This is a genomic window from Nonomuraea sp. KM90 (assembly GCF_052246675.1).
GTDB lineage: Bacteria > Actinomycetota > Actinomycetes > Streptosporangiales > Streptosporangiaceae > Nonomuraea.
In genome coordinates, this window is sequence record NZ_JBQQCB010000063.1 from 1 (window position 1) to 22,096 (window position 22,096).

19 protein-coding genes are annotated in these 22,096 nt (G+C 71.5%); 10 read left to right on the forward strand and 9 right to left on the reverse strand.

The genetic code is table 11. The annotated features are described in order from the left end of the window. Both ACTWPW_RS39755 and ACTWPW_RS39760 read right to left on the reverse strand, forming a co-directional pair. A partial coding sequence (locus tag ACTWPW_RS39755; RefSeq protein WP_443171709.1) for a ThuA domain-containing protein occupies positions 1–407 on the reverse strand: 407 nt, incomplete at its 3' end. 6 nt (positions 408–413) lie between these two features. Next, positions 414–3,194: a carbohydrate-binding protein gene (locus tag ACTWPW_RS39760; RefSeq protein ID WP_443171710.1), complete on the reverse strand. Its 2,781-nt coding sequence runs from the start codon at positions 3,192–3,194 to the stop codon at positions 414–416. A gap of 521 nt (positions 3,195–3,715) precedes the next feature. Here ACTWPW_RS39760 and ACTWPW_RS39765 point away from each other — a divergent pair. The 7 genes from ACTWPW_RS39765 to ACTWPW_RS39795 all read left to right on the forward strand — a co-directional run bounded on the left by ACTWPW_RS39765 (position 3,716) and on the right by ACTWPW_RS39795 (position 12,375). After that, the gene (locus tag ACTWPW_RS39765) at positions 3,716–4,567 is read left to right on the forward strand and encodes an NAD-dependent epimerase/dehydratase family protein (RefSeq protein ID WP_443171711.1); all 852 of its coding nucleotides are present in this window, start codon (positions 3,716–3,718) and stop codon (positions 4,565–4,567) included. Continuing rightward, positions 4,564–5,880 (forward strand): enolase C-terminal domain-like protein, encoded by a 1,317-nt coding sequence (locus ACTWPW_RS39770; protein WP_443171712.1) that lies wholly within the window; start codon positions 4,564–4,566, stop codon positions 5,878–5,880. The genes ACTWPW_RS39765 and ACTWPW_RS39770 overlap by 4 nt, the downstream gene beginning before the upstream one ends. Positions 5,881–5,929: 49 nt before the next feature. Further along, positions 5,930–8,092 carry a substrate-binding domain-containing protein gene (locus ACTWPW_RS39775; protein ID WP_443171713.1) on the forward strand — a complete coding sequence of 721 codons (2,163 nt, stop codon included), beginning with the start codon at positions 5,930–5,932 and terminating at the stop codon, positions 8,090–8,092. A 97-nt stretch (positions 8,093–8,189) separates the two neighbouring features. Further along, positions 8,190–9,215 carry a glycoside hydrolase family 99 protein gene (locus ACTWPW_RS39780; protein WP_443171714.1) on the forward strand — a complete coding sequence of 342 codons (1,026 nt, stop codon included), beginning with the start codon at positions 8,190–8,192 and terminating at the stop codon, positions 9,213–9,215. 21 nt (positions 9,216–9,236) lie between these two features. Beyond that, positions 9,237–10,610, forward strand: coding sequence for an ABC transporter substrate-binding protein (locus ACTWPW_RS39785; RefSeq protein WP_443171715.1), 1,374 nt, complete (start codon positions 9,237–9,239; stop codon positions 10,608–10,610). After that, on the forward strand, positions 10,607–11,575 hold the full coding sequence (locus ACTWPW_RS39790) for a carbohydrate ABC transporter permease (protein ID WP_443171716.1): 969 nt from the start codon (positions 10,607–10,609) through the stop codon (positions 11,573–11,575). The genes ACTWPW_RS39785 and ACTWPW_RS39790 overlap by 4 nt, the downstream gene beginning before the upstream one ends. Beyond that, the gene (locus ACTWPW_RS39795; protein ID WP_364137656.1) at positions 11,572–12,375 is read left to right on the forward strand and encodes a carbohydrate ABC transporter permease; all 804 of its coding nucleotides are present in this window, start codon (positions 11,572–11,574) and stop codon (positions 12,373–12,375) included. Before ACTWPW_RS39790 ends, ACTWPW_RS39795 begins: the two co-directional genes overlap by 4 nt. Before the next feature lie 88 nt (positions 12,376–12,463). On the opposite strand, the gene ACTWPW_RS39800 is transcribed toward ACTWPW_RS39795, so the two are convergent. Further along, positions 12,464–12,733, reverse strand: coding sequence for a hypothetical protein (locus ACTWPW_RS39800; RefSeq protein WP_443171717.1), 270 nt, complete (start codon positions 12,731–12,733; stop codon positions 12,464–12,466). A gap of 381 nt (positions 12,734–13,114) precedes the next feature. Here ACTWPW_RS39800 and ACTWPW_RS39805 point away from each other — a divergent pair, with 381 nt between their 5' ends. Further along, positions 13,115–13,408 carry a hypothetical protein gene (locus ACTWPW_RS39805; protein WP_364137660.1) on the forward strand — a complete coding sequence of 98 codons (294 nt, stop codon included), beginning with the start codon at positions 13,115–13,117 and terminating at the stop codon, positions 13,406–13,408. Between the two features lie 80 nt (positions 13,409–13,488). On the opposite strand, the gene ACTWPW_RS39810 is transcribed toward ACTWPW_RS39805, so the two are convergent. From ACTWPW_RS39810 to ACTWPW_RS39820, 3 genes are all read right to left on the reverse strand, one after another. Further along, entirely contained in the window at positions 13,489–15,834 is a 2,346-nt protein-coding gene (locus ACTWPW_RS39810; RefSeq protein WP_443171718.1) for an ExeM/NucH family extracellular endonuclease, read from the reverse strand. Between the two features lie 203 nt (positions 15,835–16,037). After that, on the reverse strand, positions 16,038–17,042 hold the full coding sequence (locus ACTWPW_RS39815; protein WP_443171719.1) for an alpha/beta hydrolase: 1,005 nt from the start codon (positions 17,040–17,042) through the stop codon (positions 16,038–16,040). A gap of 31 nt (positions 17,043–17,073) precedes the next feature. After that, a complete protein-coding gene (locus ACTWPW_RS39820; RefSeq protein WP_443171720.1) occupies positions 17,074–17,391 on the reverse strand; it encodes a putative quinol monooxygenase in 318 nt (105 codons plus the stop codon). 181 nt (positions 17,392–17,572) lie between these two features. On the opposite strand from ACTWPW_RS39820, the gene ACTWPW_RS39825 reads away from it, so the two are divergent. Continuing rightward, positions 17,573–18,460, forward strand: coding sequence for an AraC family transcriptional regulator (locus ACTWPW_RS39825; protein ID WP_375116419.1), 888 nt, complete (start codon positions 17,573–17,575; stop codon positions 18,458–18,460). A gap of 310 nt (positions 18,461–18,770) precedes the next feature. Here the strand turns inward: ACTWPW_RS39825 and ACTWPW_RS39830 are convergent, their stop codons facing one another. From ACTWPW_RS39830 to ACTWPW_RS39840, 3 genes are all read right to left on the reverse strand, one after another. Continuing rightward, complete coding sequence (locus ACTWPW_RS39830; protein WP_375116420.1) at positions 18,771–19,451, reverse strand: hypothetical protein; 681 nt, start codon at positions 19,449–19,451, stop codon at positions 18,771–18,773. Between the two features lie 242 nt (positions 19,452–19,693). Beyond that, positions 19,694–20,104 (reverse strand): helix-turn-helix domain-containing protein, encoded by a 411-nt coding sequence (locus ACTWPW_RS39835; protein WP_375116421.1) that lies wholly within the window; start codon positions 20,102–20,104, stop codon positions 19,694–19,696. Between the two features lie 194 nt (positions 20,105–20,298). Beyond that, a complete protein-coding gene (locus ACTWPW_RS39840; RefSeq protein ID WP_443171721.1) occupies positions 20,299–21,132 on the reverse strand; it encodes a C40 family peptidase in 834 nt (277 codons plus the stop codon). Positions 21,133–21,481: 349 nt separating this feature from the next. On the opposite strand from ACTWPW_RS39840, the gene ACTWPW_RS39845 reads away from it, so the two are divergent. Next, positions 21,482–22,081, forward strand: a complete 600-nt coding sequence (locus ACTWPW_RS39845) for an NADPH-dependent FMN reductase (RefSeq protein ID WP_375116423.1) — start codon at positions 21,482–21,484, stop codon at positions 22,079–22,081. The last annotated feature ends 15 nt before the right edge of the window (positions 22,082–22,096 follow it).

Consider the following 22,096-nt stretch of genomic DNA (forward strand, 5'->3'; position numbering starts at 1 on the left):
ATGGCGGGGTGGTTCTTGAAGTAGGCGCCGGCCAGCTCGCCGTAGTAGGGCCAGTCGTATTCGGTGTCGGCGGCGGCGTGCACGCCCACGTAGCCGCCGCCTTGGTCGATGTAGCTCTGGAAGGCGGTCTGCTGGGTGTCGTCCAGGACGTCGCCGGTGGTGTTGAGGAAGACGACGGCCTCGTAGCCGGCCAGGTTGGCGCTGGTGAAGGCGGTGGCGTCCTCGGTGGCGGTGACGGTGAAGCCGCCGGCCGCGCCGAGGTCGCGGATGGCCTGCAGGCCCGTCGGGATCGAGTCGTGCCGGAACCCGGCGGTCTTGGAGAACACCAGCACCTGATAGGCCGGATCCACGGGAACGGCGGTCAAACCGGCCGCCACGAGCGCGAGGCTCAGGAGTTTGTGAAGCATCGCCGCCTACCTGGTGATCGTGAACGTGTCGATGTCGAAGAGGTTGCCGCTGCCGCCGGTGAAGACCAGGAAGAGCGGTCCGGTGGCGGAGCCGGTCAGCGTGGTGGTGACGTTCTGGAAGCTCTCCCACCCGCCCGTGACGGGTACGGCCACCGAGCCGAGCAGGGTGCCGGTCGCCGACCCCGAACGCACCTGGATCGTCCCACCCACCCCGCCGGACGAGACCCGCGCCGAGAACGTCTTCGCACCACCCGTGTCAACGCTCGAATAGCCCGCCCAGTCGCCGTTGTCCACGTAACCGAGCGTCCGGCCACCGCTGGCCGGCGCGTGCGTGGCCACCTGCACCCCGGAACCGGAGGTGTACGACTCCCCCTCGGCCGTCGTGCTCGGCGCCGTCCCGGTGGCGAAGGTGAAGGCGTCCACGTCGAACAGGTTGCCCTGCCCCGACACGCCCTTGAAGACCAGGAACAGCTCGGTCGTGCCGCCGGGGGCGTTGCCCAGGCCGGCCGAGACGTCGGTGAAGGTGTCCCAGCCGCCCGTGCTCGGCACCGCGAGCGTGCCCAGCAGGGTCCCGGTCGCGGAGCCGGCCCGTACCTCGATCGTCCCGCCGGGGCCGCCGGAGGAGACCCGCGCGGTCAGCCTGGTGACCCCCGCCAGGAGGTAGGGCTCGAAGGAGATCCAGTCGCCGTTGTCGGTGAAGCCCACGGTCGCGCCGCCCTCCGCCCCGCCGTGATTGGCGATCTGGATGCCCTGCTGGGCGCCGAAGTGCTCGGCCTGGCGGTGCGCCGGTTGCAGGGTGCGTACGCTGTGGCCGGTCAGCCCGCCCTTGTCGGTGTACTCGGCGTCGAAGACGCCGTAGAGGTTGGCCGCCGCGTCGTGCTCGCCGTCGGGCGGGATGGTGATCGACCCCTCGCAGCCGTTCTTCGAGGTGATGGCGTGGGTGTGGCTGTCATGGCCCACCAGGTACGTCACCTTGACGGCCGTGCAGGCCACGGTGCCGTCCTCGGGGTCGGTGACGGTGACCCTGAACGGCACGGCCTGCCCGTAGGTGAAGATCTGGCCGTCGGCGGGGGCGTTGAGCGTCACGGTGGGCGCGGTGTTGCCGACGGTGATCACCAGGCTGGCGGTCCCGGTCAGGCCCTGCGGGTCGCGTACGGTCAGGGTCGGCCGGAACGTGCCCACGGCGGTGTAGGTGTGGGCCGGGTCGGCCTGCGTGGAGGTGGTGCCGTCGCCGAAGTCCCACGTGTACGCGAGCGCGCCGCCCTCGGGGTCGGAGCTGCCGGCCGAGGAGAAGGCCACGGTCAGCGGCGCCTTGCCGGAGGTCCGGTCGGCGGCGGCCTTGGCGACGGGGTTGCGGTTGGCGCCGCCGAGGTACTCGATCCGGTACAGCGCCTGGTTACCGCCGCCCGTGCCGTAGTCGAGGACGTAGAGGGCGCCGTCGGGGCCGAACTCCGAGTCGATGATCTGCGTGCCGTCCCACGGGAAGTCCTCGATCACGCCGGGCGTGCCGTCGCTCTCGACCTCGATCGCCTTGATCCACTGGCGGCCGAACTCCGCGGCGAAGTAGCGGCCGTCGAGCGACTGCGGGAACTTGACCGTCGAGGAGGAGCCCGCGTCGTAGCGGTAGACGTCGCCGCCCATGGGCGACTCCGAGCCGCCGCCGAACTCCGGGGGCGAACCGGCGTCGCCGTACCTGATCCAGCTCGGCTTCGCGGCGGGCAGCCGGGCGAGGCCGGTGTTGCGGAAGGAGTTGTTCACCGGGCCGCCCGCGCAGTCGTACCTGGCGCCGGAGGGGCCGCTGGGGAAGGTGTACTCGTTGTAGGTCTCGGCGGCGGTGTTGGTGCCGGTGCAGTACGGCCAGCCGTAGTTGCCCGGGGCGGTGATGCGGTCGAACTCCACCTGGCCGCCGGGGCCCCGGCCGGGGTCGGCGGTGCCCGCGTCCGGGCCGTAGTCGCCCAGGTAGACCGTGCCCGTCTGCCGGTCGACCGACATGCGGAAGGGATTGCGGAAGCCCATGGCGTAGATCTCGGGCCGGGTCCCCGCCGTGCCGGGCGGGAAGAGGTTGCCCGCCGGGACGGTGTAGGTGCCGTCGGGCTGCGGCTTGATGCGCAGCAACTTGCCGCGTAGGTCGTTGGTGTTGCCGGAGGAGCGCTGCGCGTCGAACTGCGGGTTGCGGTCGGTGCGCTCGTCGAGCGGGGAGAAGCCGCTGGACTCGAAGGGGTTGGTGTCGTCGCCGGTGGTCAGGTACAGGTTGCCCGCGGCGTCGAAGTCGATGTCGCCGCCCACGTGGCAGCACTGGCCGCGGTCGTTGGGCACCTCCAGCACGACCTTTTCGCCGGCCAGGTCGAGGGGGTTGTCGGGCCTGAGGGTGAAGCGCGACAGGTTGAGGTGGCCCTTCCAGGGCGCGAAGTCGGCCGCCGTGCCGGTCACGGGGGCGTCGCCGGCCGGGGTGCTCAGCTTGGGCGAGTAGTAGAGGTAGACGAAGCGGTTCGCGGCGAAGCCGGGATCGACGGCGATGCCCTGCAGCCCCTCCTCGTCGTGGGTGTAGACGTCCAGCTTGCCCGCCACCTTGGTCGCGCCGGAGGCGTCGGTGTGGCGGATCGTGCCGTCGCGGGCGGTGTGCAGCACCGACCTGTCGGGCAGGACGGCGAGCGACATGGGCTCGCCCAGTTCGGACGGTCCGAGGGCGAGCTGGACGTGCTGGTAGTCGCCGGGTGGGATGTCGATCGCCGCAGCGCCGGTGAACACCAGCGACGCCGCGACGAGCAGCCTCGACCACGCAGACATGGGCTTCCTTTCCTGACCGGGGGGACGTCAGGCAAGGCGCGCGCCGACCGCGCTTTGCTGTGAGGGCTGGAGGGGTGCTGCTCCAGGTTGCGCTTGACGTTTTGGGGACGTTTCGGGCACTCAAGGAGATGCTTACCGCGCCGTAATGTGGCTGTCAAGGCGTCTTTACTTCAGTGGATGAACGGCGAGAACCGACGAAGATCCGCAAAATATCGATCATTTTGCGCAATTTCCTTTATGGAACGGTCCTGCCCCTTGCACCTCCGGGGAGGGCGGCATTTAATCCAGACTCACGCCCGCCTGGCACCGACGGGAGATTGCGGCGACCCCCTACCGCCGACCACGGGACCCGCCGCATGGGGTGCCTTCCCATCGGGCCAGGCGGGCGGGCCCCGGGTGGAACCCCGCGGCGGGCCGCTTCTTCCGGCGCGCAAAACTTACAGTCGCTGTACGCACCTTGACACCCCTTCCGCTTCCCATGCATGCTTTTCTTCACAAATCGATTTGCACATGGGGAGTACATGACCGACTTTCCGCGACGGGTGCTGGTGACGGGGGCGGCCGGAAGCGTCGGCCGGGCCACCCTCGACCTCCTCGCCCGCCAACAGGTGGCGGTGACCGGGCTTGACCTGCGCGACCCCGGTGACCTGCCGCTCGACCGCATGGTGGCAGGCAGCGCCGGCGATCCGGAGACCGTGCGGCGGGCGCTGGACGGGGTGGCGGCCGTGATCCATCTCGCCGCCCTCCCGGCTCCCGCGCTGGGCACCCCGGAGGAGGTGTTCTGCGGCAACACCCGGGCCACGTTCGTCGTCCTGGAGGAGGCCGGCCGGGCGGGGGTGCGGCGCGCCGCCGTCGCCAGCAGCATGTCGGCCCTCGGGCTGGCCTGGGCCGGCGGGACGTTGCACCCGGCGTACGTGCCTGTCGACGAGGAGATCCCGCTGCAGGTCGAGGATCCGTACGGGCTGTCCAAACAGGCCGACGAGCTCACCGCGGCGATGATGAGCCGCCGGCACGGCATGACCACCGTCGCGCTGCGCTTCCCCCGGCTGGGCGGGCCGGAGGACAAGCTGCAGCAGACGGCGGAGGAGTGGGCCGTCGACCGGGCCGCCGGCGCCAGGGAGTTGTGGAGCTACCTGGACGTCCGCGACGCCGCGCGGGCGGCGTGGCTGGCCGTCACGCGCCCGATCGAGGGCCACCACGTGGTGACCGTCGCCGCGCCCAACACGCTGATGTCCGAACCTACCGAGGAGTTGCTGGCCGTGTTCCATCCCGACAGCGAGCGGCGGGCCCCGTTGCCCGACCGCGCCGTGCCGGTCGACCTGCGCGCCGCCGAGCGGGTGCTGGGCTTCACCGCGCGGCACGTGCTGCCATGACGAGCCCGGACGCACGCGCCGCCGCGACCCGTTCCGAGTCGGGCACCGCCGCGACCGGCCCGATGGCGGAGATGCGGGCGCCCTGGCCCACCCGTGACGGCCTGCGCATCACGCGGGTGCGGGCCATCGTCACCGCGCCGGAGGGCCCGCCGCTGGTCGTGGTGAAGGTCGAGACCAGCGAGCCGGGCCTGTACGGCCTGGGCTGCGCCACGTTCACCCAGCGGTTCCACGCCGTGGCCGCCACCGTCGAGCAGCACGTGGCGCCGATGCTCGTGGGCCGCCACCCGGCCGACATCGAGGACATCACCCGGATGATCCACCTGTCGTCGTACTGGCGCGACGGGCCGGTGCTGAACAACGCGCTGTCCGGCGTGGACATGGCGCTCTGGGACATCGCCGGCAAGCGCGCGGACATGCCGGTGTACGAGCTGCTCGGCGGCCGGGTCCGCGCCGCGGCCGACACCTACCTGCACGCGGGCGGGGCCACGGTGGCGGAGACCCTCGACCAGGCCCGCGCGATCCTGGCGGCGGGCTACCGCCACGTCCGGCTCCAGACCGGGGCGCCCGGCCTGGGCCACTACGGCGCTCCGGGCACGGCGAACGGCTACCCGGGGCAGCCGTACCCCGACGGGTGGGACGTCCAGCGGTACCTGCGCGAGACCCCCGCCCTGTTCGAGCGCGCCCGGCAGGAACTCGGGGACGAGCCGGGTCTCATGCACGACGTGCACTCCCGGCTCACCCCGAAGCAGGCGATCGGGCTGGCGCGGGCGCTGGAGCCGTACCGGCTGTTCTTCCTGGAGGACCCCATCGCACCGGAGTTCTACGACCGCCTCCCCGAGGTACGCCAGGCGGCGCCGATGCCGATCGCGGCGGGCGAGCAGCTCGGCTCCGTCACCGACGCGGCCCGGCTGATCAGGCAGGGCGGCGTGGACCTGCTGCGGCTGCACGTCTCCTCGATCGGCGGCCTCACCCCGGCGCGCAAGCTGGTCGCGATGTGCGAGCTGACGGGGGTGGGCACGGCCTGGCACGCGCCCGCCGACGTCTCCCCCGTCGGGGCGGCGGCCAACCTCGCGCTCGACGTGACCACGGCGGCGTTCCAGATCCAGGAGGGACACGTCTACCCCGACGCCGTCCTGGAGACGTTCCCCGGGACGATCAACCCGCGGCAGGGGTACCTCTATCCCCATGACACGCCCGGCTGGGGCGTCGACCTGGACGAGAAGGTGGCGGCCCGGCACCCGCCGGTCACCCACCTGCACGAGCGCTGGGCCGCCCGGGTCCGCAGGCCCGACGGGGGGCTGGAGGCGCCCTGACCGTAAAATTTTAGTGACTGAAAGGATTATGCCAATGTAATATCTCCGCATGCCGACCGAGCAGCCCCCGGCCAGACGCGAGCGGAAGAAGGCCGAGACCCGGCGCGCCATCGCGGACGCCGCGCTGCGCCTGTTCGCGCTGCGGGGGTTCGACGCGGTGACGGTCAACGAGGTCGCCGAGGCGGCGGACGTGTCGGCGAAGACGGTCTTCAACTACTTCCCCGTCAAGGAGCAGCTGTTCTACGAGCACGAGCCGCTGCTGTCAGGCGACCCGGCCGAAGCGGTCCGCCACCCACCGATCGGCCGGCCGACGGGCGCGGGGGTAGCGGACGGCCGGGCGGCGAGCAGCCGGGAGACGGGCAGCCGAGCCGCGGGCCGGGCGGCGGGCGTGCGGGCTCCGGGCGGCCGATCGGGCGCGTGGGTGACGGTCGCGCTGAGCGGCCTGCTGCGCGCCGAGCCGGTCGGTGACCTGGCGGTCTTCGGCCGGGTCTACCGCGACAGCGAGACCCTGCGCGCCTACGGCCGCGAGCTGTTCGCCGCACGCGAGCGCGCCCTGGCGGAGTCGCTGGCGGAGCCGCTGACGGGACCGCTGAAGGAAGCCGCGGCTAGGCCACCTGTGGCGTCACCGGAGACGCCACCAGCGGGACCACCAGCAGGGCCGCCGGTGGGATCACCGGAGGGACTGCCGGAGGGGCCGCCGGAGGGGCCGCCAGCCGGCCCACCGGCGAGGTCAGCAGCGGGGCCGTCGGCGGGTGCCGTGGCGGAGGAGGCGGGCGGTCTGAGGCCGCGGATCCTGGCTGCGGCGGCGCTCGGGCCACTGCGGCAGGTGTGGGAGTCGATCCTGCTGGAGGCCGCCGACCGGGTGCCGCCCGCCGAAGCCGTCGCGCGCGGCGTGCGCACGCTGGAGGAGGCGTACGCCGTCCTGGGCGGCGCGTTCGAGGGCTTCCTCCACGGTCGCGGCGCGTCCGACAGCCTTCCTCGGGTCCACGGCCCGGCCGCGGGCTTTCCCCCGGGTCGCAGCCCGTCCGAGGACCTTCCCCCGGGTCGCAGCCCGTCGGAGGGCCTTCCCCCAGGTCGCGGACCGTCCGAGGACGTCACCCCATTCGAAAGCTCTCCCCCAGGTCAGGGCCCGGACGAGGGCCCTCTTCACGACCGTGGGGCGGCGGTGTACCAGGTGCCGCCGGGGCTCGACGAGCAGCCGCGGGCCGTCCGGGGTGAGCGGCCGAGCATCAGGCGGGTCGCCGACCTGGCCGGGGTGAGTGCGACGACCGTGTCCCACACGCTGAACGGCCGCCGCCCCGTGGCCGAGGAGACGCGGCGGCGGGTGCTGCAGGCCATCGAGGAGCTCGGCTACCGGCCCAACGTGCTGGCCCGCGGACTGCGGACCAGCCGCAGCCAGACCATCGGGCTGATCATCCCCGACATCACCAACCCGTTCTACCCGGCGCTGGCCCGCGGCCTGCAGGACGTGCTCGGCCCGGCCGGTTACGACCAGATCATCAGCAACACCGACGGCGTGCGGCGGGTCGAGCGGGCCGCGATCGAGCAGATGATCGCCCGCCAGGTCGACGGGCTGGCCTTCGCCGTGTTCCACACCCACGCCGAGGACCTGCGGCCGGTCATCGAGGCCGGCATCCCGGTGGTGCGGCTCGGCGGCCGGCTGGTCCAGCGGGGCGTGGACCTGGTGCACAGCGACGACGAGGGCGGCGCCGCCGAGGCCACGCGTCACCTGCTCGGCCGCGGCTACCGCAGGATCGCGTTCGTGTGCGGCCCGGCGGCCGAGGGCCCGGCGGCCGAACGCGTCGCCGGTTACCGCGCGGCCCTCGCCGACGCCGGCGTGCCGGCCGACCGTGCCCTCGTGACGCACACCGAGTTCAGCCGCGCGGGCGGCGCGGAGGGCGTGGCGCGGCTGCTGGAGCTGCCGCAGCCGCCCGACGCCGTCCTGTGCGCGAACGACGTCATGGCGATCGGGGCCCTGGACGTGGCGGCACAGCGCGGCCTGCGCGTCCCGGGAGACCTGGCCGTTATGGGCTTCGACGACATCGAGTCCGCCGGCATGGTCTCCCCCGGCCTGACCACCATGGCCAACCCGGCCCGCGAGATAGGCCAGGCCACGGCCGTGCGGCTGCTCGAACGGCTGCGCGGCGCCATCGACGAGCCGTCCACCGAGCTCGTCGTGCCCGCCCGCCTCGTACGCCGTCAATCCGCCTGAGGCGAACTCTTGACACCGCATGCGTTACGTGTAGATTTCGGAGGCATCTTAACGATTTGCGCGCCCGGCAGCTTCCTTCACCCCCCGAAAGGACGCCATGATCGCAAAACGTCGGAACCTCGTCCTCGTCCTCCTCCTGACGGCCCTGGCCTGGCTCCCCCAGGTGCCGCCGGCCGGCGCGGCGAAGCTGTCGCCGAACGTCCATCTCTTCTACTACCCCTGGTACGGCACGCCCGCCGCGAGCGGCGAGTGGCGCCACTGGCAGCAGGGCGGCCACACCCCGCCCGACGACATCGGCGCCGACCTCTACCCCGCCCTGGGCGCGTACGACTCCGGCGACGCCGGGGTCCTGGCCCGGCACATGAAGTGGATCGGCCGGACCGGCGCCGGTGTGATCGTCTACAGCTGGTGGGGCCAGGGCAGCTACGAGGACGGCCTGGCCGCGCGGGTCATGGACGCCGCGGCCGAGAAGGGCATCAAGGTCGCCTGGCACCTGGAGCCGTACGAGGGCCGCACGGCCGCCTCCACCGTCGAGGACATCCGCTACCTGCACCGGACGTACGGCTCGCATCCCGCCTTCGACAACGTCTTCTACGTCTTCTGGAGCCTGCAGATCGCCGACTGGTCCGCGCTCGACGCGGTCAACGCGGACAACGTCATCCTCGCCCAGACCACCGACACCACGAAGATCGCCCACTTCAGCGGCATGTACACCTACGACGGCATCGCCGGGGCCACCGCGCCCGGCTGGAAGCAGGCCGGCGACTACGCCAGGGCGAACGGGCTGATCTGGGCGCCCTCGGTCGCCCCCGGCTACGTCGACGACCGTGCCGTGCCCGGCAACACCACGCCGACGATCGTCCGCGACAACGGCGCCGCCTACGACCGGCAGTGGACCAACGCCCTCGACCCGGCCATCGGCGGCTCGCCGACCTGGGTGTCGGTCACCTCGTTCAACGAGTGGCACGAGGGCTCGGTCATCGAGCCGGCCGACGGCACACCGCCCGCCGGCCACGGCTACCAGACCTTCCAGGGCGCCTACGGCAAGCAGGGCAGGGCCGCCGAGACGGCCTACCTGGACCGCACGCGGTACTGGGTCCAGAAGTTCGAGAGCGTGCGCTAGCCGTACGGAAAGGAAAGACCGATGACAACGGTGCGCAAGCGTGCGCTCGGCCTGGCCGTGGCGCTCACGATGGGACTCGCCGCGTGCTCGGGCGGCGGGAGCGGGGGCGGGCAGGAGCCGGCCGGGCAGTCGTTGCGGATGTGGACGTTCAAGAAGTCGCACGCCGACGCCCTGAACAAGGCGGCGGCACAGTTCACCGCCAAGACGGGCATCCGCGTCACGGTCGAGGCGATCACCCCCGACGACGTGTTCGTCAGCAAGGTCCAGAGCGCCGCGCAGACCGACGGCCTGCCGGACGTGCTGGAGGTGCACTCCTCCGGCGAGGACTTCGAGATGGGCGCATCGGGCCTGCTGCAGGACCTCGCCACGGACGTCACCGACGCCTGGAAACAGCGCCTGCTGCCCTCCACGCGGGAGAGCGGCGTGCTCACCCAGAAGAAGATCGACGCGGTGGCCGCCGACTCGCCGATCAAGAGCGGCAAGGCCGGGCAGCGCTTCAGCGTGCCGTTCACCGCGGGCGCCTTCGGCATCGTCTACGCCAACAAGGACAAGCTCCGGGCCGCCGGGCTCGATCCCGCCACCCCGCCGGCGTCGTGGGAGGAGTTCCTGAAGGCGCTGGAGACCACCACCGCCAAGGGCCAGGGCGGGCTGTCGCTGGGGCTGAAGGTCTCCCAGACCGGCTTCAACTGGATCTACCAGCCGCTCGCCTTCGCCCACCTTGGCAAGGAACGGTTCCACGCCCTGTTCGGCAAGGGCACAACGCAGGGGTTCGCGTCGCCGGACGGTGTCCGGACGCTGGAGGCGTACGCCAGGCTGACGCCGTACTGGATGCCCGGCACCACGACGCTCGGCATCGACGAGGCCGACATCGCCTTCGCGCAGGGCAAGTCGGCCTTCGCCGTGGGCGGCACGTTCACGCTGGCCTTCCTCGCCCAGAACGGGCTCAGCCCCGACAAGGTGCTCGCCTTCCCCGTCCCGCCGACGGCCGAGGGCACGCACAAGCAGATCTCGATGGCGCCGCTCGCCCTGACCGGGCTCGGCGTCACGGCCACGACGAAGAACCGCGAGGCCGCCGTCAAGTGGATCGACTGGGTGACCTCGCCCGAGGGCGCGGGCATGGTGGCGAAGGAGTCACTCGACCTGCCCGCCACCGACCTCGGCACGCAGGCCGAGGCGCTGCTCGGCAAGGATCTGGCCGCGCTGCAGAAGCACTTCTCCGGGCCGCCGGAGAGCGCGTACGAGGCGGCCGACGACAGCTTCTTCCCCTCCGACTGGGACCAGGTCAAGCCCGGTGACCTGACCGTACGGCTCACGCCGCTGAAGGAGCTGAGCCCGCAGCAGGCGGGCGCCGAGCTGGACAAGATCGTGGCATCCATGTGGAAGTCCACGCAGTGAGCACGACCTCCGTCGAACTACCCCCTGGGCGGCTGCGCGAGCAGCCGCCCGCGCGGGCCCGGGCGGCGGCGCGGTGGCGGAGCCGGCTGGTCGGGTGGGCCTTCGTGGCGCCCGCGGTCGCCCTGTTCCTGCTGATGGGCGCGTACACGATCGCCAGCGGCTTCCTGCTGAGCTTCGCCAAATGGAACGGCTTCACCCCCGAATGGCGCTGGGTCGGGCTCGGGAACTACGCCGACCTGCTGCACGCCGACCCGTCGCTCGCCGCCGACCTGCGCCGGGCCGCCGGGAACACGGTGCAGGTCATGGTCGTCACGCCGCTGCTGACCGTGGCCATCGCCCTGCCGCTCGCGGTGATGCTGAACTCCGTCACCCGGCTGCGCGCCGTCCTGCGTTCGGTGTACTTCCTGCCGTACGTGACCACCGGCATCGCCGTCTACTACGCCTGGCGCTACGTGCTGGAGCCCGACGGCGCGATCAACCTGCTGCTCGGCTCGCTGGGCCTGGGCAGCCTCCAGCAGCCCCAGGGCTTCCTCGGCAATCCGGACACCGCGCTGCCGACGCTGATCGTCATCCTGGTGTGGTCGAGCGTGCCGGTCGCCACGCTGCTCTACGTCAGCGGGCTGCAGGCCATCGACCGCGGCATCGTCGAGGCGGCGCAGATCGACGGCGCCGGCTCCTGGCACGTCCTGCGGCGCATCATCTGGCCGCTGCTGCGGCCGATCACCGTGGCCATCGTGCTGCTGGGCGTCCGCGACGCGCTGCACGGCTTCCAGATCTTCCTGATCGCCACGAACGGCGGCCCGGGCGGCCACACCGACGTGCTCGGCCTGATGGCCTACCGGCTGTCGTTCATGAAGGGGCTGGCGCCGTCGCTCGGCCACGCGAGCGCGCTGGGCTGGCTGCTCTTCGCCGGCGCTGTCCTGCTCACCCTGGCCAACGCGCGCCTGCTCCGGAGGGTCCAGTGAAGCGTTTCGCCTACGCCGGGCTGATCGCGTACGCGCTGGTCAGCGTGTACCCGTTCCTGTGGATGGTGTCGGGCGCGTTCAAGACCCGTGCCGAGATCCTCGAGGGCAACCTGCTGCCGCGCGAGCCCACCCTCGACACGCTCATCGCCACGTGGAGCCGGCTGCACTTCCTCGACTACTTCCTCAACAGCCTCCAGGTCACGGCGATGACCGTGGCCGGCGTCCTGGTGGTCTACAGCCTGGCCTCGTACGCCTTCGCCGTGCTGGACTTCCCCGGCCGCCGCTTCCTGTACTGGTTCTTCGTGGCGCTGCTGTTCGTCCCCGGCATCACGGTGCTGCTGCCGGTGGTGATCCTGGAGAAGAACCTCGGGCTGCTGGGCACCCACCTGGGGCTGGTGCTGCCCTTCGTCAACGGCACCGCGCCGCTCACGGTGCTGCTGCTGACCAGCAGCTACGCCTCCATCCCCCGCGAGCTGCGCGAGGCCGCCAGGTCGGACGGGGCGGGCGAGGCGCGGATCTACTGGTCGGTCTACCTGCCGCTGGCCAAGCCGGCGCACATCACCGTCGCCGTGCTGACGGCCGTACCGACCTGGAACGAGTACGTGCTGACGCGCGTGTCGCTCTCCGACCGGTCGCAGTTCACGTTGCCGCTGGGCCTGGAGGCGCTCATCTCCAGCGAGGTGCCGAGCTACAACGAGGTGATGGCGGCGTCGCTGATCATCGTGCTGCCGGTGATCGCGCTCTTCCTGTTCCTGCAGCGGTACTTCATCAACGGGCTGGTGGGGGCGATCAAGGGCTGAGCACGGGCCGCCGCGCCTCAGCCCCACTCCTCCCAGGTGAGCCATCGATGTTCGCGGTTCAGCCAGTCGCCGTCGAGCCGCTCACCGGTCAGGGGCTCGCAGAGCACGAGGGCCGACGCCTTGACGGTCGCCACTCCCCCAGTTCCCCGGCGATGGCCGTGCAGCCGATGCCGGCGGCCTGGCGCGGCTCGTAGGCCGCCTCGATCGCCTCCCGGTAGGTGCGGGAGCGGCCCGTGCCGAGATCTCCGAAGGCCGCGGCGGCGCGGTCGACGCCGATGCCATGAGAGAAGGTCAGGCACACGGGCCCGGTGAACCACTCCGCCACCAGGGCGCGATAGTGCTCGTTCGCGTCTCGCATGCTCGCCCTTTCGTGCGAGCCGGGCCGTCCGGCCGTGGCGCGGTCGCCGTCGGCGGGGTCAGGGACTACCGTGAGCACAAGTGTGCCCACCCGCCCGATCTTCAGGACCAAGCATGACCCGGCCGCAACCCGAGAGCGACCACCTCGTCCCCTACGCCCGACGAGCGACCCCGCACCCCATCTGACCGACCATCGCCGGACGAGTTTCTGCGACACCCCGAAAGGATCATCATCGACGAGCACTCCGCGCGATCAAAGGCAGAGCCCGTCCGGTGCCGCCGCCGTGTGGTCGAGTCGACGACCCTCAGCACTCGCCATCAGCCCCAGGCCGAGATCGCCCGATGGACCTGCCCTCACGGGCGCCATGTCGGTGACGGCTGCGTGACGTGTTACGAAGCCGCGGCCGATGCCGATCCGGCCCTGCCGCTGTGGGAGGTCGCCGTGTGGTTCACCTCGCCCCGGGCGATCCCGATCAAGGTTCTGCACGACGTGCATCGCCACGGCCGGCACTTCGCGATCGACCAGCCGTCGACCCCTCTGGTCTTCCTCCTTACCGGCCAGGCCCCGGCCGCCAACGGGGTGGAGGCGGTGGCGGGCCTGGTCGGGTTCCTGCTGCGGAACCGGCACATCATCGACGACTTCACCGTGACAGAGGTTCGCGCCATCCACTTCTGACGCGCACCCGTCCATCGGCCTCATCGCCGAGCGGCGTCCGGCCACGGCGGAGGGGGCTCCGCCGTGGCCGGCGCGCGTCCTCAGAGCCGCAGGCCCACCAGCAGCGGGTCGTGGTCGGAGGAGCGGAAGGCGTCGGGCGCGTACAGGTAGGGCGGGTTGTACTCGGTGTTGTAGTCCATGAACCGGCCCTCGTCGGCGTTGACGTGCCAGATGGTGGCGCCGGTCACCAGCTTGCGCGCGCCCTTGTCGGCGAGGACGTGGTCGAGCTCGCCGGACAGGCCGTCGAAGACGTAGCTGTAGCGGTCCTCCTTCTTGACGTACTTCTTGCTCAGGCTGGCCAGCCCGGCGTCCTCGAAGGTGTGGATCGGGTCCTCCTCGCCGTAGGCGTTGATGTCGCCGACGACGAGCGCGTTCGTCAACCGGAGGTTGTCGAACAGCGCCAGCACGGCCTTGGCCTGCTTGACGCGCTTGGCGTTGTAGCAGCTCTGCCCGTCGCCCTGGTCGGCGTCGTCACCGGTGGCCGGGCCGTCGGCGTCGGTGCAGCCCTTGGACTTGAAGTGGTTCACCAGGACGGTGAAGGTCTTCCCGGGCCGGCCGGCCTTGGCGAAGGCCTGCACCAGCGGGGGCCGGTTGAAGATCGGGTCGGAGGAGGAGCGCGCCGGGCCGACCGGGGTGACCTTGGCCGGCTGGTAGATCAGCGCGGTCTGGATGAGGTCGGTGCCCGGGTTGGGGTGCGTGATCGCCTTGTACGTGCCGGCGCCGGCCTTGGCGTTGAGCGCGTCGACCAGGGCGTTGAGCGCCACGTCGTCGTTGCGCTCGACCTCCATGAGCCCGGCGACGGCGGGGTTGAGCGTGGTGATGTTGGCGACCAGCTTGGCGAGCTGGCGGTCGCGCTCGGCGGTGGTGGTGGCGCCGCGGGATCCGAGCGTGGTGAACCAGTTGAGCGTGTTGAGGCTGGCCACCCGGACGTCGCCGCCGACCTTCGCCGGCTGGGCCGGGCGGGGGTTCTCGGCCCGGAAGACCACGGGCTGGGTCGGCTGGACGCGGTAGACGTCGAAGCCGTACGTGAGGACGCCGGTCAGGTCCCTCACCTCGTCGCCGATCCGGACGGTGTTCGATCCCTTGGTGTGGTACGGCAGCGTGGGCGGGTTCTGCGCGGCCGAGCCGTCGTCGAGCAGGATCTTGCGTCGTGCGTCCTTCTCGGTGTCCACGCCCTTGCGGTCGGTCGGCTGCCACAGCCGCTCGTCCTCGGCGAGGGTGATCTCGCCGTACCGGGCCAGGTTGTAGGTCTCGGAGACGGCGAGGTCGTCGTCGAAGGTGACGAGCATGCCCTCGTAGCGCTCGAAGGTGACCCCGTCCTTCCTGAGCGGCAGGTCCACCTTGGCCGGCCTGATCGCGCCGGTGCCGCAGACGTTCACCGCGGTGGCGGGCGAGACCTCGGTGAGGCCGTTGTACTCGATCACCTTGCCGGAGACGAGCACCCGGTCGCCGGCCTTGACCGGCGAGGAGGAGAACACGAACAGGCCCTCGGAGGTCGCCGGGTCGGCGTCGGGCCGGGCGGCCTGGAGGTAGAAGCCGCCGAGCCCGCCGGAGCCCTGGAAGGAGCCGGTGACGATGCCCTCGACCCGGACGTTCTGGCCGGCCACGGGGCTGGTCTCGCCGCTGCCCTGCACTTGGGAGATCGGGTGCGTGGACGGGGTGTCGCAGCTCTCGGTCGGGGTCGGGGTGGGCGTGGGGGTGGGCGTCGGGGACGGGTCGGCGCCGCACGGGGCCGGGGTGGTGGCGCCGTTCCGCGGCGCGGGGGCCGCGGTCTCGAAGTCGGCGCCGTTGTCGTCGGTGTCGGCGCAGCCGCCGCTCTTGCGGAGCCCGCCGGTGGCGTTGGTGAGCGCGGGGGCGGCGGAGCCCTCGAAGAAGTTCGCGCCACCGTACCCGACCAGGTCGGCGAGCTGGGCGAGCTGGGCGTCGGAGCAGGGAGCGGAGGAGCCGTTGCAGGCCAGGCCCTCGGCCGAGCGGACCAGCGCCACCTTGCCCGCGGTGCCGCTCATGTTGATCGAGCCGACGCTGTCGGGCTGGGGCAGCGCGCCGCTGGGCGTGCTGCCGGCGGCGAGCTGGACGAGGTGGTACTGCCCCGGCGCGAGGGTGCCGACGAGGCCGGCCTTGTTGGCGGCGAAGTTCCCGGTGCCGGTGGCGCTGGCGTACTGCACGGACCAGCCGTCCAGCGACACGGGGGCGCCGCTGCGGTTGAACAACTCGACGTAGTCATTGGAGAAAGTGGCGCCGGAGTTGCCGCCTCCGCCGTAGACCTGGCTGATGACCACGGTTCCGGGCGCCGCGGCGGCCACGGAGGGTGAGGGCAGGGCGGCGATCGAGCCGACGAGGACGCCGGCCGCAACGATGATCGCCCGAACCCGGGACTTAGCATGCATGCCGGGGAGCGTAAACCGACAAACAATGAAAAACCCGTATTAGGCATGGACGAGTCATGAAATCTTAAACATTGACACTTCGTGTCCAACTCGGGGTCGCGACTATGTCGTCATCGGACGATGCGGGTCGCCCGGAGCGTCACGTCGGGCCCGCACGATGTCCACCGCCGGTTGAGCAGAAGCGGCGTTCCACGCGAAGTCCGTCATGGTCCCGCCGTTGCCGCACGCTCGCTCTCGGAGGCCGAGCGCACGCGCGGCCCTCCCAGGGTGCGGGTGAGCCACTGGGTACGGGTCCGGCGGGCGGCGGCCGACAGGCCGGCGTGGGGGAAGAGGGCGTCGAAGCCATGGAACCCACCGGCCCAGACGTGCAGTTCGGCCTGGCCGCCCGCGGCCCAGATGCGGGTGGCGTACTCGACGTCCTCGTCGCGGAAGACCTCGGCGGAGCCGGCGTCGATGTAGGTGGTGGGCAGGCCGGACAGGTCGTCCGCTGTGGCGGGTGAGACGTAGGCGGGGACCTGGTCGCCGGTGCGGTCGCCGAGGACGGCGCTCCAGGCGAACGCGTTGGTCTCGCGGGTCCACACGCCGGGTTCGCCGGCGTACTGGCGGCTGGAGGTGGTGGTGTTGCGGTGGTCGAGCATGGGGCAGATCAGGACCTGGGCGGCGATCGCGGGTCTGCCGCGATCGCGTGCCATGAGGGTGACGCCGGCGGCGAGGCCGCCGCCCGCGCTGGCGCCCGCGACGACGATGCGGCCGGGGTCGATGCCCAGCTCGCCGGCGTGGTCGGCGATCCACCGCAGGCCCCGGTAGCAGTCCTCGACGGGGGTGGTGCCGCCGGCCTCGGGGGCGAGCCGGTAGCCGATGGTGACCACGACGGCACCGAGCGCGTCGAGCCATTCGAGGGGGATGTCGATCTGCGAGAACCGGTCGCCCATGATCATGCCGCCGCCGTGCATCCAGTAGACGCACGGCGCTCCGGAACCGGCGCCGGCCGGGGTGAGGACCGTCATCGGGATCGGCGCGCCGTCGAGGCCGGGGACGGTGACCTCACGCCGGTGCACCTCCCGGCCCTCCAGCAGGGGTTCGACCGGCGACGGGGGCATCTGGCGCAACTGCGCGAGGATCTGCGGGGTGATCTGCCGGACCAGCGGCAGGCCGGCGAGCAGGGCGTTCAGCTCGGGGTCGAGAGCGGGGCGCGCGGGGGACGACATGATGTTTCCTTCCGGCAGGTGTTCGCGGGGATCAGAAGGCGGCCTTGCCGCCGACCGGCACGAGGTCGGTGTACGGGGACTGCGCGGCGACCAGGTCCTGAACCTGGGCGACGAGGGCCTGGGCGGCCTGGCCGGCGAAGATCCGGTGGTGGTCCTCCTCGCTGGTCCAGCCCTCGGTGACGTGGACGACGTCGGGGTCGGAGGCCGACCGGCAGACGAGGTAGACCAGGCAGTGCTCGTCGGCGGCCGGGCTGCCCGCGTCCAGACCGGTCAGCAGCAGGTCGGCCAGCCGCTCGCCCATGCCGGGCTTGGCGGTCAGGGTGGCGTTGAACCCGTAGCGGACGTTCACGACAGTGCTCCTTCGAGGATGGCCATGCATGATTCCCTCGGCCAGGGATTCTTCGCCCCTGATCGGATGACTCCATTTCACCGCCTGGAGCTGGTGTAACGGTAGAACGAAGCTCCTCGGCTCTTGCACGATCCTCTCCATCTGGCATGCGGATCCGGGATGGTTGTGGTGGAATCCGGGCATGGGATTCGAGGAGCTTCGCGCGTTGCTGGCCCGCCACGTCCGGCCCGAGGAGACCACCGTCATCGACGGCCTGTACATCGCGAAGGCCGAGCGGACGGGCCCGCCGTCACCCGCGATGTCCGGCACGGTGCTGGCGGTCCTCGCCCAGGGCGCCAAACGGCTCGCGGTGGGTGACCGGATCCACGAATACCGCCCCGGCAGCTACCTGGTGGCCTCCGTCGACCTGCCCGTCACCGGCCACTTCGTCGAGGTCGGCCCGGAGCGTCCGGCGCTGGGGCTGGCGCTCGTCCTGGAGCCGTCCGCCATCGCCGACCTTCTCCTGCGGGCCGGCTCCGGCGATCTCCCCCGCCCCCGGGCGGTGGCGCTGCCGGGCATCGCCGTCGCGGGCATGACGGCCGACCTGCTCGACGCCCTGATCCGCCTGGTGCGCCTGCTGGAGCGGCCCCGCGACCAGGCGGTGCTGGCGCCGCTGGTCAAACAGGAGATCCTCTGGCGGCTGCTCACCGGGGAGCAGGGCGGCACCGTACGCCAGCTGGGCCTGGCCGACAGCAGCCTCAGCCACATCGCCCGGGCCGTCCGCTGGATCCAGGACCACTACGCCGAGCCCTTCCGCGTCGAGGACCTGGCCCGGCTGTCCGGCATGAGCCCTTCGGCCTTCTACCGCCACTTCCAGACGATCACCGCGCTGAGCCCCATCCAGTTCCAGAAGCAGATCCGCCTCCAGCAGGCCCGGCTCCTGCTCGCCACCCACGCCGGTGACATCACGGGGGTCGCCCACCGCGTCGGCTACGACAGCGCCTCCCAGTTCAGCCGCGAGTACCGCCGCCAGTACGGCATCCCGCCCAGCCACGACGCCAGCCGGCTGCACGCCCCGGCACCCCTGTGATCAGGAGTGCAGTCATGCGTCCGACAGGCCGCCCGTCCGCATGATGGCCGGAGGCGTCCTTCGGGGAACCGCGCTCGGCCGGCTGGGCGCCGCCCATGCCGTGGAGCTGCCGTTCGTCTTCGACGTCACCCATCTGCCCCGGCTGCGCGGGCCCGAGGCCCTGCTCGGCCCGGGCGAGCCGCCCGCGGCCCTGGCCGCGGGGACGCATGCCGCCTGGTGGACGACCCGCACGGCGAGGAGCTCCAGGCGTGGCTCTGAATTCCGGGCCGGCTTCCGTTCGCCCCCGCACCGGCGCCGTCCGGGTGACCGGTCACTCCTTGCGGGCGTCCCACGGCACGCCCACCCAGCTGTCGAAGGCACGCAGCAGGACCGTCAGCGCGGCCGCCAGCCTCCAGTCGGTCTCCGGCGCGTGCAGGAGCAGCCGGTCGCCGCCCGACCGGAACTCCAGCGGTGTCCGTCCGTCCGCCCGCCAGATGATGCGCCTGGGCCCGCGCGCGACGTCGCCACCGTTCCCCAGCAGAGCCGACAGCAGGAACAGCGCCTGCACCGGCCACAGCGCCCACCACACGCACCACCAGACGATGCGGCCCTTGTAGCCCACCGCCTCACGGCCGCCCGCCTGCCGCACGGTCCAGCGGGTACGCAGTCCCCTGCCCCGGAGTGCCTTCTCGCGCACGAAGGTGCCGATGAGTTCGCCGTGTGCCCCGAAAACCTGAAACGTCGCGACGCCGCCGGCGGCCGAGGCGGTCACCAAGGTCGCCACCCGCTCCCGGCGGTGCTCGTCGGCCCACAGCACGAATGAGCGGGCACCGCTGCCGCGGGCGGCGAGGTACGCGGGCACGCCGCCCGGCGGGAGCTCCCGCTCCGGGTAGGCGACCAACCGCGCTGATCCGGATCCGTCGGAGAACTCGACCAGGTCCCGCACCGGCTCCGGCGCGCCGCCGGCACCGGCTCTGCCCCGCCAGACCCTCATGGTCATCTCGCTGCTCATCCGATGGTCTCCTTCGTGCTCGGAGTCCCGAGCGGCTTCGAGGATGGGCCGGCCCGGCACGAACGCGATGACCATCCGCCGCCACGGTCCGTCTCGTCGCAGGGTCACTCCTTCTAAGGGGCGGTCGGGGCCGGGCCCGTGGCGACCGATCTCCGGCACTGATCGCCGAAAGGCACCGTAGCAGCACGAATCGGGTCACCGGCTCCGGGTCCGCAGGGCCGCCGCTCCCCGATTGGTCCGGTTCATCGTCTCGACGCGTGCAGCGCGGCCAGTGCCTGCCTTTCGAGGAGGCGGAAACCGCACGACCCGGCGATCGCCACGGAGCCGAGGGACGCCTGGACCTCGCCGTGCCAGACCTCGATCGGACCGAGCACACGGATGCGCAGCGGGCCGCCACGGATCGGATCGGCTTCGGTGCGCGGGGGGCGATGGGCCTCGGCGGCGGCGTGCAGGTGCTCGGCCTCGGGCCCGCCCAATCCGAGTGCGACGGCGATGGCCTGGACCGAGTCCCGCTTCGGGCTTCTCGTCCTGCCCTGTTCCAGGTCGCGGATGGTGCCCGCGCTCACGCCCGCCCGGTCGGCGAGTTGCCGTTGCGTCAGTCCGGCGCGGCGGCGATGGGCTCGAAGCAGCCCGCCGAAGCTTGTCTCCGTCACTCGTACCTACTCCGAGTGACCAGATTGTTGATCTGCGACCTTCGGGGCACCAGACGATCCTAGGCCAGAAGACGCCACAGGCCCCAGCGTGCTGGCGAAAGCACACCGGGGCCTGTGTTATGCGGAGCGGTGGTCGTCGTCCGGCGGCGGTGTCCTGGGCGTCCCGGTCGCGGCCTGGACCCCCAGGAGAGACGTCATCCGTTGTCGATGGTCGCGACGCCGAGGATGCGGAAGGCCGCGACGCGGACGTTGCGGAGGCTGCCTTCGTCATGAACGCCGACGTTGGTTCCCGGCTCGAGCGCGTCGAGGACCCGGCCGTCCCCCTCCCAGAAGGAGACGTGGCCGACGGCTTCCGCGGTCGTCTTGTAGAAGATCAGGTCACCGACCTTCAGGTCCGAGTACGCGACCTCCTTGGCGTAGAACTTCCCGGGGGACTGGTTGTTCCTGGCCCAGTTCCACATGTCGACGGCGCGGCGGACCGGCCAGCCGGGGAAGTTCGCGATCGGGTTGTAGGAGGAGTAGACCAGGCCCGAGCAGTCGTAGCCCGGGTGCTCGGGCGTGCCCAGACCCCCGAGGATGTAGGGTGCGCCGCTCTTGGCCATGGCGTTCTTGTGAGCGATCATGCTCCAGTTGTAGATGTCCCGCTCCTGGTAGCAGTGCGTCCCCTGATCGGTCGTCCCGTTCTGGACCCGCACCCTGAGGTGATTGATGTTGGGGACGTTGTCGGGGTTCCAGTCGGACCTGAGGCCGATCTCGTTGTGGCCGTTGCCGCCTCGGAGGACGAAGTAGGGCTCGCCGCTGGGGAAGATGAAGGGTGCCACGCTGTCGTCGATACGCCAGCGGACGGTCACCTTGTCCGCGGTCTTCCAGTCGACCTGGATGAAGGCCTCGGCACCCGGGCAGGAGACGGTGAGCGTGCCGCTCGGATTGCTCAGACCGTCGGCGTACGCCGAGGGCGCGGCGGCGAGGACGGCGCTGGAGACCGCGACGCAGAAGGCCACGATCAACGTCATGATTCTGGGCTTCACATGTTTCCTTTCATGGTGAATTACGGGCATCGCGGAACTCGCGGAGGTGGGGCGGGAAGTCACGCGTTGCCGCACGTCAGCGGCTGCCGGCCGCGGGCTGACGAGGTCTTCGGCGGCTTGGTGTGAACGTTAGGGACCGGCGCTGGCACGGCGCTGTCCGTACTCCGCCCGTACCGTCGCGCACGCCGCCCGTACCGGACAGGCGTCCTTACCGACCGCAACCGGCTGCGCCGCCCCGCATCTCGCGCCCGACGGCGGCGACAATGGCCCAATTACAGTCAACGTTTTACTTTTTGCCATACACGTTGTACTTTACCGATGTTCCGAAAGCACCACGAGGAGAGCAAACATGATCAGGATTGCCATCGTCATCGGCAGCACCCGCCCCCGCCGCAGGACCGCCGTGGCGGCCCGCTGGGTCGCCGAGGTCGCCGCCCGCCACGAGGCCGGAGCGGCTGGGCGGGCGACGTTCGAGGTCGTCGATCCGGCCGCGTACGGACTGCCGGTCCTGGACGAGCCGACTCCCGCCCTGTTCGGCGAGTACCGTCACCCCCACACCAAGGCCTGGGCCGAAGCCATCGCCTCCTTCGACGGCTTCGTGTTCGTCACTCCGGAGTACAACCACTCCGCCCCCGCCGCGTTGAAGAACGCCATCGACTTCCTGCACGCCGAATGGAACAACAAGGCGGCCGGCTTCGTCAGCCACGGCGTGCACGGCGGCGTGCGCGCCGTGGAGCACCTGCGCCAGGTCATGACCGAGCTCCAGGTGGCCAACGTGCGCACCCAGGTCGCGCTGTCGGCCTTCACCGATTTCGAGATCACCGACCCGGCCGAGCCCGGCGTGATCGCCCCGGGCCCCCACCAGGAGCCCACCCTGGTCGAACTGCTCGACGAGGTCGTCGCCTGGTCCACAGCGTTGAAGGCGCTGCGCGCGCCGGTGGCGGCATGAGCATGCGGCACGGGC